Source organism: Pectobacterium carotovorum (genome assembly GCF_033898505.1).
GTDB classification, from domain to species: Bacteria; Pseudomonadota; Gammaproteobacteria; order Enterobacterales; family Enterobacteriaceae; genus Pectobacterium; species Pectobacterium carotovorum_J.
This window is the reverse complement of record NZ_JAXAFK010000003.1, coordinates 288,739-301,846: the sequence shown is the minus strand read 5'-3', so window position 1 is coordinate 301,846 and position 13,108 is coordinate 288,739. Positions and strand designations below refer to the sequence as shown.

The 13,108-nt window shown below is 53.4% G+C and carries 9 protein-coding genes; 6 read left to right on the top strand and 3 right to left on the bottom strand.

Features of this window, described 5'->3' with window-relative positions:
- Positions 1–41: 41 nt before the first annotated feature.
- Positions 42–1,466, top strand: a complete 1,425-nt coding sequence (gene lpdA / locus R9X49_RS16055; protein ID WP_039278363.1) for a dihydrolipoyl dehydrogenase — start codon at positions 42–44, stop codon at positions 1,464–1,466.
- Between the two features lie 60 nt (positions 1,467–1,526).
- Here lpdA and R9X49_RS16050 read toward each other — a convergent pair whose 3' ends face one another.
- A complete protein-coding gene (locus R9X49_RS16050; RefSeq protein ID WP_319849337.1) occupies positions 1,527–2,423 on the bottom strand; it encodes a LysR family transcriptional regulator in 897 nt (298 codons plus the stop codon).
- Between the two features lie 116 nt (positions 2,424–2,539).
- Here R9X49_RS16050 and R9X49_RS16045 point away from each other — a divergent pair, with 116 nt between their 5' ends.
- From R9X49_RS16045 to R9X49_RS16025, 5 genes are all read left to right on the top strand, one after another.
- The gene (locus R9X49_RS16045; RefSeq protein WP_319849336.1) at positions 2,540–3,733 is read left to right on the top strand and encodes a serine hydrolase domain-containing protein; all 1,194 of its coding nucleotides are present in this window, start codon (positions 2,540–2,542) and stop codon (positions 3,731–3,733) included.
- A complete protein-coding gene (locus tag R9X49_RS16040) occupies positions 3,730–4,914 on the top strand; it encodes an MFS transporter (RefSeq protein ID WP_319849335.1) in 1,185 nt (394 codons plus the stop codon). The genes R9X49_RS16045 and R9X49_RS16040 overlap by 4 nt, the downstream gene beginning before the upstream one ends.
- Positions 4,915–5,111: 197 nt before the next feature.
- Positions 5,112–7,019, top strand: coding sequence for a rhamnogalacturonan lyase (locus R9X49_RS16035; protein ID WP_319849334.1), 1,908 nt, complete (start codon positions 5,112–5,114; stop codon positions 7,017–7,019).
- Between the two features lie 161 nt (positions 7,020–7,180).
- On the top strand, positions 7,181–8,359 hold the full coding sequence (locus tag R9X49_RS16030) for a dienelactone hydrolase family protein (RefSeq protein ID WP_319849554.1): 1,179 nt from the start codon (positions 7,181–7,183) through the stop codon (positions 8,357–8,359).
- Between the two features lie 455 nt (positions 8,360–8,814).
- Complete coding sequence (locus R9X49_RS16025; RefSeq protein WP_319849333.1) at positions 8,815–10,527, top strand: hypothetical protein; 1,713 nt, start codon at positions 8,815–8,817, stop codon at positions 10,525–10,527.
- Positions 10,528–10,625: 98 nt separating this feature from the next.
- Here the strand turns inward: R9X49_RS16025 and R9X49_RS16020 are convergent, their stop codons facing one another.
- Together R9X49_RS16020 and R9X49_RS16015 are read right to left on the bottom strand one after the other, a co-directional pair.
- Positions 10,626–11,954, bottom strand: a complete 1,329-nt coding sequence (locus tag R9X49_RS16020; RefSeq protein WP_319849332.1) for an MmgE/PrpD family protein — start codon at positions 11,952–11,954, stop codon at positions 10,626–10,628.
- Positions 11,955–12,063: 109 nt separating this feature from the next.
- A complete protein-coding gene (locus R9X49_RS16015) occupies positions 12,064–13,047 on the bottom strand; it encodes an AraC family transcriptional regulator (protein WP_319849331.1) in 984 nt (327 codons plus the stop codon).
- Positions 13,048–13,108 lie beyond the last annotated feature (61 nt).

Here is a 13,108-nt window from a genome sequence, read left to right as displayed (position 1 = left end):
GTGACGTCACAGACCCGCCGGAAAACAATTAAGAGGTCATGATGAGTACTGAAATTAAAGCTCAGGTAGTGGTACTTGGTGCCGGCCCCGCGGGTTACTCTGCTGCATTCCGCGCGGCGGATTTGGGTCTGGAAACCGTACTGGTAGAGCGCTACTCCACGTTGGGTGGGGTGTGTCTGAATGTTGGCTGTATCCCTTCCAAAGCCCTGCTGCACGTTGCTAAAGTCATTGAAGAAGCCAAAGCACTGGCGGAACACGGTATCGTGTTCGGTGAACCTAAAACCGACATTGATAAAATCCGTCTGTGGAAAGAAAAAGTCATCACCCAACTGACCGGTGGTCTGGCTGGCATGGCGAAAGGCCGTAAAGTTAAAGTCGTTAACGGTCTGGGTAAATTCACCGGTGCTAACACGCTGGAAGTCGACGGTGAAAACGGCAAAACGACGATCAACTTCGATAATGCGATTATCGCGGCGGGTTCACGTCCAATCCAACTGCCTTTCATTCCTCATGATGACCCGCGCGTATGGGATTCTACCGATGCGCTGGAGCTGAAAAGCGTCCCAGGACGTCTGCTGGTGATGGGCGGCGGTATCATCGGTCTGGAAATGGGTACCGTTTACCACGCTCTGGGTTCACAGATCGACGTTGTTGAAATGTTCGATCAGGTTATCCCGGCTGCTGACAAAGACATCATCAAAGTCTTCACCAAGCGTATCAGCAAGCAGTTCAACCTGATGCTGGAAACCAAAGTGACGGCAGTAGAAGCCAAAGAAGACGGCATCTATGTGACGATGGAAGGTAAAAAGGCGCCTGCCGAACCACAGCGTTACGATGCGGTTCTGGTGGCTATCGGCCGTGTGCCGAACGGCAAAAACCTGGATGCGGGCAAAGCGGGCGTGGAAGTGGACGATCGCGGCTTCATCCACGTTGATAAGCAAATGCGTACCAACGTGCCACACATCTACGCTATCGGCGACATCGTCGGTCAACCGATGCTGGCGCACAAAGGCGTGCATGAAGGCCACGTTGCTGCCGAAGTCATCTCCGGTAAGAAACACTACTTCGATCCGAAAGTGATTCCTTCTATCGCCTATACCGAACCGGAAGTGGCGTGGGTAGGTCTGACCGAGAAAGAAGCGAAAGAGAAAGGCATCAGCTACGAAACCGCGACCTTCCCATGGGCCGCGTCTGGCCGTGCTATCGCGTCTGACTGCGCTGACGGTATGACCAAACTGATTTTCGACAAAGAAACTCACCGTGTTATCGGTGGTGCGATTGTCGGTACTAACGGTGGTGAACTGTTAGGTGAAATCGGTCTGGCAATCGAGATGGGCTGTGATGCAGAAGATATCGCACTGACCATCCATGCGCACCCAACGCTGCATGAGTCCGTTGGTCTGGCGGCTGAAATCTTTGAAGGCAGCATCACTGACCTGCCGAACCCGAAAGCGAAGAAGAAGTAAGTTCGCTCAGGTTCGACTAGCGTGAATTCAATCCGGCACCTTTACAGGTGCCGGATTTTTTTACGCATCAGAGGTGGGAAATACTCGCGCGCAGAGGAAATCCACGAGTGCCCGTACTTTTGGTGACGGGTGTTTGCTGGCAGGCCATAACACATAGAAGACGCCGCTGCGTTCCACATAGTCGGTCAGGATCGGCTGTAGATGGCCGTCGGCCAGCGCTTCACGGATGGAGAAATCTGGCAGGTAGGCGATCCCTAGCCCTTGCAGTGCGAAACAGAGGCGCGTTTCGATGTTGTTGCAGACCATCGAGGTGGGTAAGAGTAACTCTGATTCGCCGGAGGGAAGTCGTAGCGCCCACGGCTCCAGTTTGCCGCTGTTGGGAAAGCGGTAGTGCAGACAGGTGTGCTGCATCAGATCGGCAGGTATCTGAGGAGTACCACGTCGGGCAAGGTAGTCTGGCGCAGCGACGAGCAGAGAACGGAAAGCGCCCAGCCTCCGTGCGGTGAGGCGTGAGTCAACGGGGTCCCCTGTCCGTACTACGGCATCGAAACCTTCCTCAATGACATCGACCATTCGGTCGGTGAAGTCCAAATCCAGTTCAATTTCTGGGTATTCGCGCATGAATTCGCCGAGTACGGGTAACACCAGTGAACTGACCAACGGCAGACTTACCCGCAGGCGCCCGCGCGGTACGGCGCTGGTCTGCGATATCTCCAGTTCTGCCGCCTCGATCTCAGCCAGAATTCGCCGGCTACGTGCCAGAAATAGTGAGCCTTCGGCAGTCAATGTGATGCTGCGTGTGCTGCGGTGAAATAGCCTCACGCCCAGTTTTTCTTCAAGTCGTGCGACGCTTTTGCCAACCGCAGACGCTGACACGCCCAGTAGTCGGCCAGCGGCAATAAAACTGCGCGTTTCGGCCACCTGCACAAATACCGCTAAGCCATTCAGGCTGTCCATATACCCTCTCTATTACGGACAATTTATTCCTTATATTAAGGAACAGTAGCCTACTTTTTCTTTAATTGCTGATTTTCTATCGTAACGGGAACGCTCATTGATAAAAGGAACACGCCGTGATAACTCCCGTATTGGCTCTGGATACCGATCCTTCAACAGCCCCTTTCTCTGCCCGAATTCAGGCCGTCGTTCAACAGGCGTTGGACGATGGGCGTTTGGTCGGTGCTGTCGTGCTGGTCGTGCGCAATGGAGAATTGATTCACCAGCAGGCGACAGGATGGGCTGACCGGGAGAGCGCCCGTCCTATGGCGCTGGACGCCATCTTCCGGCTGGCTTCTGTCAGCAAGCCCATCGTGTCAGTTGCGGCACTGGTACTTGTGGCGCAAGGTCGGCTCGATCTGGATGAGGACATCACTCGCTGGATGCCGACGTTCCAGCTACGGCTGGCCGACGGCAGCCCTGCTCGAATTACCGCGCGGCAGTTGCTTAGCCACACCGCGGGTTTGGGCTACCGCTTTTTCGAACCCCATGCGGACGGTCCTTACGCACAGGCGGGTGTCTCCGACGGTATGGATGCCTCCGGCATCAGCTTGACTGAGAACCTGCGTCGCATCGCCAGCGTTCCCCTGCATTACGCACCGGGAGAGGCCTGGGGCTATTCGCTGGCAACAGACGTATTGGGAGCCTTGATTGAACGCATTCACGGTACGTCATTGGACGAGGCGGTTCGTCAACTGGTGACCGACCCGCTGGGCATGCACGACACCGGCTTCGTTGTGCGCGACCCATCGCGCCTGACTACCGCTTATGTGAATGACACCCCGCAGCCGCATCGTCTGGCCGAAGGCGAAACGGTTTCTCCCTTTGAAGGGGCAATTGGCATTGCGTACAGCCCCGCTCGCATTTGTGATGCGCGAGCTTTTCCATCAGGCGGAGCAGGCATGGCAGGGACGGCCTGGGATCTATTGCACTTGCTGGAAGCCCTGCGTAAAGGGGACGGCGTTCCGCTGCCTGACGCGCTGATCGAGGAGATGGGGCGCGATCAAACACAGGGGCTGGAACTGCCCAATGCACCGGGCTGCGGTTTTGGCCTCGGTTTCTCGGTCTTGCGCGATCCGCTGCTAGCCGAGTCGCCGGAATCACCAGGTACCTGGCGTTGGGGAGGTGCCTACGGTCATTCATGGTTTGTCGATCGAACACAAGGTTTGAGCGTCGTGGCTTTCACCAACACGATGTACGAAGGGATGTCGGGGCGTTTTGTCACTGAACTGCGCGATGCCGTGTATGGCGAGTTGGAGGCAGCACGATGACGGCCTCATTGACCGATGTACACCGTGACAGACTGCCTGTTGCCTCATTGCTGGCATTAGCCACGGCAGCTTTCATCACTATCCTGACCGAAGCGCTGCCAGCAGGCCTGTTGCCGCAAATGGCGCAAGGTCTGGCGGTGTCCGAAGCCTGGGTCGGGCAAACCGTCACTATCTATGCCGTGGGTTCTTTGGCGGCCGCGATCCCGCTAACCGCCGCTACGCAAGGTGTGCGTCGCCGCCTATTGCTGCTGGTAGCCATCGCAGGTTTCGCTGTCGCCAATGCTGTTATGGCATTTTCCGGTAGCTATGTGCTGACGATGGCGGCGCGTTTTCTGGCGGGTGTTTCAGCCGGGCTGCTGTGGGCGCTACTGGCGGGCTATGCGGCCCGTATGGTGCCTGAACACCAGAAGGGACGTGCTATTGCGATAGCGATGGTCGGCACACCATTAGCTTTGTCGCTCGGTGTGCCCGCTGGAACCTTTCTTGGTAACGCGATCGGCTGGCGAATGTGTTTCGGTATGATGAGCGGTTTGGCCTTAATACTGATGTTGTGGGTGCGTATTCAGGTGCCGGATTTCGCTGGGCAATCCGCAAGCAGGAGGCTATCTCTGGGGCAGGTGTTCACCATGGCTGGCGTGCGACCTGTGCTATGTGCCGTGCTGGCCTTTGTGCTGGCGCATAACATTCTCTACACCTACATTGCGTCGTTTCTCGCAGCGGTGGGTATGGTTGCACAGACCAGTTTGGTGCTGTTGGTATTTGGCGTTACATCACTGCTGGGCATTTGGATCGTCGGTGTGCTGATTGACCGCTATTTGCGAGCCCTGACGCTCGCCTGCTCGGCATTGTTCTGTCTGTCCGTCCTGGCGCTTGGCGTGGCAGGTGATGTACTGGCTGTGGTCTATGCGGCTGTGGCGGTCTGGGGGTTAGCTTTCGGCGGTGCGGCGACGCTATTCCAGACGGCGCTTGTCAGAACAGCGAAAGGGGGAACCGATGTGGCGCAGTCTATGTTGGTTACCGCCTGGAACATGGCTATTGCAGGGGGAGGTATCATCGGTGGTGTTCTGCTGGAGCGTCTTGGTGTTACCGCCTTCTCTCCGGTGCTGCTGGTGCTGTTATTGATTACGTTCGTTGTGGTGTGGTCTGCCAGACAACACGGCTTCCCTGTGACGCGACGGTAGGGTGTCAGGGGCCGAATTTGTATCTGTGATGTTTTCTAGCGCAATAAACTGTCTATTTATCATACATAGACGCCATGATTTCTTGCCTTGTTTTCGTGATTGATAATTACGCTGCTGTACTAGTCTGGCGTGGATGTGCCTGTATGCAATTTGTACAACGGGAGTAAGGGCATTCTTCACGTAATCAAGGAGAGAAAATGAAACGCTATTTATCAACGCCGCGAGCAGGCGTCATTGCTGTTACATTGCTTGCTACACTGATGGGCGGTGGGCAGGATGGGCTGATGACGTCGGCTTATGCGGCAGGAAAAAGTAAGCAGATTGAATTGCTGGATCGCGGACTGTTTGCGTTTAAATCATCGAAACATGTGTTTTTAAGCTGGCGGCTTTTCGCTACCGACCCCGAAAATATTGCTTTTAATCTCTATCGAGATGGTCAACTCATCAATACTTCCCCTCTGAGTACAACGACTAACTTTATCGATCCGGATGGTAAAGCCGATTCTACTTATGCGATACGCCCGGTCATTAAGGGAGTCGAAGGGAAAGAGGAAATCGCTAAATCAGTCCTGAACGGCCAACGTTATCAGTCTATTCCTTTAAAGAAACCCGCCGATGGGGTGACGCCGAAGGGAGAGACCTATTCTTATGGTGTGAATGATGGATCGGTTGGCGATCTGGATGGCGATCGCGAATACGAGTATGTGATCAAGTGGGCACCGAGTAACTCAAAAGATAATGCGCACTCTGGCTACACCGGCAACGTTTATATTGATGCCTATAAACAGGATGGAACGCGGCTGTGGCGCATTGATTTAGGAAGGAACATCCGATCTGGAGCGCATTACAACGATTTCATCGTGTATGACCTGGATGGTGATGGCAAAGCGGAAGTGATGATGAAAACCGCCGATGGTACGGTGGATGGTACAGGAAAGGTCATCGGTAATAGTCAGGCGGATTACCGTAATAACAACGGTTATATTCTCACTGGGCCTGAATACCTGACGGTATTTAATGGCCAAACCGGGAAAGCGATGGCGACAGTGGATTATCTCCCCGAACGTGGTGATGTGTGCGGCTGGGGAGACTGCTATGGCAATCGCGTTGACCGTTTTCTGGCAGGTGTCGCCTATCTTGATGGCGAACGCCCTAGCGCGGTGTTTTCTCGTGGTTATTACCGACGTGCAGTGGTTGTTGCGTGGGACTGGCGTAATGGCAAGCTGACGAAGCGCTGGACGTACGACAGCGGAACGGCTGGCGATGTGCTGAATACGGCGTATGGGCAAGGTGCGCATCATCTCCGTACTGGTGATGCGGATGGTGATGGGAAAGACGACATTATCTTTGGCGCGGCAACGATCGGCAGTAACGGCAAGCTATTGAATTCCACTGGTCTGGGGCATGGCGATGCGCTGCACTTTGGCGTTCTCGATCCTTCGCGTGCCGGTAAACAGGTGTTTATGGTACATGAGTCCGCGAGCCAGTATGGTAATAACGCGATGGAGATGCACGATGCCGCCACGGGCGAGATCCTTTGGGGATACAGTAACGGTTCGGGTGGTGATAACGGGCGTGGTGTCTGTATGGATATCGATCCTGCCCACTTGGGAGTGGAATGCTGGTCTTCACAAGGTGGGTTGTTTAACGCTAAAGGCGAGCAGATCTCCGATAAAAAACCATCACATATCAATTTTGGTATCTGGTGGGATGGCGACCTGCTGCGTGAAACATGGGATCGTGCGGTGATTGATAAGTGGGTGCCAGCCAAGCCGGGCTCGACTCGGCTGTTCAGTGCTTATACCTACAATTCAGGGACGTGGATAAACGGGACGAAAGCGACACCCGTCCTGAGTGCCGATCTGTTTGGCGACTGGCGTGAAGAGTTCATTATTCCCAAGTCTGATAGTAGCGAGCTACAGATTTTCAGCACGACGTCGGAAACCACATATCGTATGCCAACGCTGATGCACGATCCGGCCTATCGGACACAGGTTGCGGCGCAGAACGCGGGCTATAATCAGCCGCCGCATACCAGCTTCTATCTTGGGGAAGGAATGACGTTTCCAGTGAAGTGGGAAAGCGTTTATACCGTACCTAAATGATGTTTTCTCGGCACGATGGCAATCGTGCCGACTTCTTTTCGATGTCTCGCGGTATTTTTTAGGGATGCTTCGCAGAATGCGCGTTCCGTCCGTTTATTTTTAGCCGCGTCAATTACAATCAAACCTCAAAAAAGAAACGATGTTTTATTTTTGAGGTTATGATGAATCTTAATACCTTACGCTCCTCTGTCTGGCTACTGGCGGCTCTGCTGACCAGCCCTTCACTGATGGCGAACGATATGAACCCTACGATTCAACCCGCGACGGATCAGGCGGTGACGGATGAAGGGCTGCCTTCATTTTATCCGCAGCTTAAACAACAGATGACCTACTCGGATTCCTGGCTATCTGGGAATTTTACGGATTTTAGCCAGTGGCAATCCCAGTCGAGAAAAACGCTGCGTGCGCTGCTTTTGACGCCGGATTCCACCAAAGACTTTGTGCCGCAGGCGATGGAAAAACAGGATCGCGGCAGCTATACGGCGGAGAAGATCGCTTTCAATCTGACCGATGAAAGTCGTGTAGACGCGTTACTCCTGACGCCAAAAAGCGCGGGGCCGCATCCCGCAGTCATCCTGTTGCACGATCACGGCGCGAAGTTTGATATCGGCAAAGAGAAGATGATCAAGCCGTGGGGCAATGACGCACAGCTCGACTCCGCACAGGCGTGGGCCGATAAGTTCTTCACCGGCCGTTTTGTCGGGGATGAACTGGCGAAACGGGGCTATGTGGTACTGGCAGTGGATGCACTCGGTTGGGGATCGCGCGGGCCAATTAAATATGAGCAGCAGCAGGCGCTGGCGAGCAACTTCTTTAATCTGGGGCGCTCGCTCGCGGGTCTGATGGCCTACGAAGACATGCGTGCGACAGACTTTTTAGCATCGCTTGAGCAGGTTGATAAGCAACGTATCGGCGTTGTGGGGTTCTCGATGGGCGCCTATCGCGCCTGGCAGCTCGCAGCGCTGTCGGACAAGGTAGCGGCGACGGCGGCGGTGTCCTGGATTGGCACGTACGACGGTCTGATGACGCCGGGTAACAATGTGCTGAGAGGACAGTCGGCATTCTACATGTTGCATCCGGGGCAACCGACACGCTTTGATTTCCCGGATGTGGCGAGCGTCGCCGCGCCAAAACCGATGCTGTTATTTAATGGTGGCAAAGACAAACTATTCCCGACGCAATCCGTTGAAGATGCCTACGCTAAAATGCACAAAGTGTGGCAATCCCAGCGGGCAGACAGCAAGCTGCAAACCAAGATCTGGCCTGAGCTGGGGCACGTGTTCTATCAGGAACAGCAGGAAGAGGTGTTTCGCTTTCTGGACCAATGGCTAAAACCCTAGCCGACAGTGCCTGAATTATCTACTCTAAATAATTCGAGTTTCATGACAAAACGTTAACGTTTTGAACAACGCGAAGCGTTAGCCCTTTAGGGCGATGCTCAGTCATGAGCATCGTAACGCGGCAAGGGAAGGACAAATTCGTCGGGAACGAATTTGACCAGCCAACGGCTGGCCTCCGGTGAGAGACAGGATGTCTCTCATTTAATCCCGATGAGCTTACTCAGGTAAGTGATTCGGGTGAGTGACAAATCTGCCAGAGGCAGGTTTGAACGCTGCTTGCAGCGGCCCCAACGGGGCGAGGTCCACGAAGTGGGCCGAGTAGCGTAGCCAACGCACATGCAACTTGAAGTATAACGAGTGTAATAAGTTTTTTGATAACATCAGCTTACTGATGCATGACTCGCCTCTGCGTGCCGCGGCATTCAGAGGCTTTTTAATTTTACAGGGATGAAGTGATGAAGAAATACCTGAGTATTATCATGATGGCCTTATGGCTGTCGGGCTGTAATGGCGAACAAACACTGAACGAGGGGAAATACCTGGTTGAGGATATCCGTGTGGTGTTTGATAACAGTAAAAATCCTGAAGCCAATGAAAACAGAGATAACCTTCAGAAACATATCGCACAAAACCTCAAGGGCATTAAAAACGACCTCTATTTTAATCTGACGCCGACGCAGGTGAGTTACTACAGCGAGGATGGCGAATATACCGAGGAGATGAAAGACAACCGTATACAGGTAAACGGTATGTGGCACACGCTAAAAATCACCGGGAGAAACACAGTTACGTTCGTATCCGATAAAAGCGCTGCCTGTGCGTTTTATTATTGTGAAATCACCATGGTCTTGAAAAAGACGGAAGAACAGTCACCCGGTTTACTCAAAATCCAGCAGCGTTTTGAAGAACATAAAAAAGCCTATCAGGCATGGCTTCTTAAAGAGAAAGCGGCATTTAATCGCGTGCCGATGGATGATTTCCCCGGTATCCCCTTTTATCCCAAAGAGTATTTTACGATTAAGCTGCCGTTTAGCATGTACGACAAGCTGAGTTTGTGGGAACACGGGACTTATGTTCGCAGAATGGGGCGTCTGCTTATCGATCGGGAAAATAAAGACACGCAGATCTACACCTATCGAGATAAGCAGAATAATACCGATTTTGACCTGTTGACCGTTAGCGCGGCAAAAGAGGATTTTAATCTGGCATCGTGGCTGGAAGGGCAAAAAGGTGTGTTATTCCAGTTGGAAAACGGCGCGGCCTATGATAATCAACGGGGAAAATTGGAAGCCGTCTATTTTCAATATGATGAGGCTAAGCAGCGCTACTTTATCGGGTTAGCGAATGCTGAGGACACCATCGCGTTAGCCAAAGCGTTTGCCGTACTGCGTACGATGGATGAACGTTACCGCGGCGAACAGGCATTGTCGATGTACGATCTGGCATTATCTCAGCCGGAATTGGAAGCGAAGTATGGCGTAAAGATCGCTGATGAATTTAAGATCGCAGAAATGCATCAGGCTATCTGGAAAGCACTCGAACAGCGCATGGAAAAGCCGGAACGCTTTATTAAACGGAGCATGTCAAAAACGCGCATTGAAATAAAATTCCCGTCGGAAGTGTTTAAGTACGATGTTTATTTTAAGGTAGCTCCTCAGTCGATTCCTGAACTCATGGCTGAAACCAAGGAGATCGTCCCTGAAGGTAAAGAAGTTGATGACATTTTTATTTATGGCGACAGCGCGTTTGTCGGCTATGAATACGATGTGAATGTGGGAAGTGGACTCACATTACAATTTTTAGTCCCGAAAGATGCAGGAACGCCTCTGGAACGCCTGATGTTCCTGCATGTGTTACGTCAGCTTGATGTGACGCGATTCCCAGCTATTTCCGCGCAAGAGAAAAAGAACCTGTTTATGTATGGCGAAGCGACGTCTTTTAAAAACAACCTTGATGATCGCTACTTCAAAGTAAACGAAGGTCTTATCGATAGCACAGGCAAGTTGATTATCAAGAATCCTGATGAGGGCTATTTCGATTTTAAATATCGTGCTCCCCATATACTGGCGACCCACTATAAACCTCTGGGGGAAGGGAGCTATTCCAGTGAGCCGGGTGTGACGGTCTTTGATGAAAAAGGGAAATGGCTTTCCCATCAGGCAGATTGAGTTGCTGTAGCGGTGTGTTGATAACGGCGCTGCCGATAAAAAGGCTATCGACAGCGCCAGAAACCTAAAACCGTTATTGCGATTTTAGTCGTGGAAAATTAAAACAGTAGCCCGAGTAAATAGCGCAAATCGCCTTCCTGTCGTAATGCGCAGCGGTCGGCGATCTGGTTGCTGTCGAGGTGCGTCAACGAACCGAGCGTTTGTTGCAGCTTGGCACGGAGGTCAGTAGGGCGTGCCGAGGTTTCCTGACGTGTGGTGCGCTGAATTAGCGTGCCGCCGTTACGCAAGTGCAGTGTAACTTCATGAAAACGCGCCTCCGGGTCAAGCTCGTCGGGTGGCGCGGTTTCATCGGCACGGCGTATGACGCGATTCGCCAGTGCGGAGATTGTGATTTCAACCGGGGCTTCCGAGAAATGTGCCAGCTTCAGTTCCCCTTCCATCAGCGCCGCCGCAATCACATATTCCAGACTGAATCGTGCTTCTACGCCGTTTGTCGCGTTACGGATAAACGGCGCGACATCGCCGCCTGGCGGGAACGTCACCGTGATCTGTTCGATGGCATCGGCCAGATCGGCGTCCGCATCATTCTGCTTACGCCACTGTTCCCGCAGGGCAAAAGCCGCCTCGGCAGCGCTGTGGGTGCCGCCACAGGTTGGGTAGCGTTTGAACTCCAGACCGGGGGAAAGCATACGCCACGGCGCTCCCCAGTTTTCAACCAGCAGTTCCGGCTGTTGTTTTTGATCGCCGTGCGCCGTAAGAAAGGCGTCAATCACCTGCTGTGTGTTGCCCTCGAAACCCGCCAAGCCTAGCTTGACGGCGGTTAGCCCCGATCTGGCTGAAAGCCCGGCATGTAGGGGTTTGACCGCTGAACCAAACTGCGCCCGTAGCCCTGCGGCCTGCGTGGCAGCCAGACCGATAATGGTCTGCGTCTGTTCTACCGATGCGCCAGCCAGACGTGCCGCGGCGGCGGCGGCGGCGATAGCGCCGAGCGTGGCCGTGTTATGGTAGCCGAGGCTGTAATGACGCGGGCCGCATGCCAGCCCGATTCTGCCTGCCGCTTCCACACCGATCACATACGCCGTCAAAAACGCCTCTTCCGTTACGGATGAATCCTCTGCGGCAAGGGCAAAGAGCGCGGGCAGGATGACGGTGCTGGGGTGTCCACGAAACGCCGGATGGTAATCGTCAAAGTCCAGTACGTGGCCGGAATAGCCCAGAATCAGACTACGCGTCAGGCTGTCCGTGCCGCTGAATACCTGCTTTAACGGCGCGAGCCCGCTATCGGCAATGGCCCCCTGTGCAATCGGGAGCGCGGTGGAGATGAAGTCAGTCACCCCGTTACGGGCGGCCTCTATCGCTTCCCGATTGGGTTCGCTATGGATGATGTGATGGGCAAGCGCTGCGGTGATATCAGTCTGATTGGTCATGGGTCGTCATGTGTGCTGGCAGAAAAATAGTAATTTACTGTGCATCGCTGAATAGCGATTAATAACCAAACGGAATAATAAATTCCATTTGGTTATTAGTGATGCGGAATCAGAAGCGGTCTTTTAGCTGCCCTGGTGTAATACCGAATGCGCGGCGTAGGGCGGTGGCAAAGTTGGCGGGGCTGTTGTAACCAGCGATGCTGGCTGCTTGCGCAATACCGATGCCATCTTTTTGCAAGGCCAGCATGGCGCGCTGTAAGCGGCAGTTACGCAGGTACTCAAACACGCTCATATTGAACGTCTGACGAAAATGGCGCTGTAGCGTGCTTTCACTCATGTTGACGCTTTTGGCGATCTCACTCATCGAAAGATGGTCGGCGCTGCCGCTTTCCAACATATCTCTGATCTGTTGAATGCGATGGTAGCCGCGTAGGGTGACGCCGCTGCTTTTCTCCTGCGCTACGCTGGCCGTTAATGACGTCAACGCCTCGATAATCAGGCTCATGCACTGCGTTTCCAGATAAAGACGCTGGAGTGGTGTTTGGCAAGGTTCAGCGTCCAGCGTTTGTAAGGCAATGGCCAGCGCCTGTCGGGATGGTGTCCACAGGTGTGTCGCCAGATGGGTCTGTGTGAAATCGTGGATGGCCTGCCAGTCGCCAACGGTATCCATCATGTTGCCATACAGCCATTCTCTGTCGAACGTCAGCGTAATCGTTCGCTCATATTCATCACGCTTGCCGATGCGGGTAAACATCGTCGGTTCCGTCAGCGAAATCAGCGAGGCGGGCTGGCTCTCTCCCAGATGCAGTTCCTGATGGCCAAATGAGATATGTGCATTGCCACTTACCACAATGGCGAGCTTGATTGCGTCATCCAGCAGGTTTTGGGTTTTCATGTTGTGGCGATTAATCACATCTGCGGTATGCAGAATCAGGTGCGGATTGAGCTGCACAACACTGAACGACCCAAAGAGCACCGGCGTGTTATCGATCAGCCGGGGGCCGATAAAACGGTAATTATTCGCAACCAGACTCGATTGCTGAACGATGTGATCTTTATAGATCGGCTTTGATGACTGAGTGAAGCTGCGCACGTGATTACCTACCTGATTAAACCCTTCGACCTGCGCCTTCCATTTTGATGCTTTGGCAAAA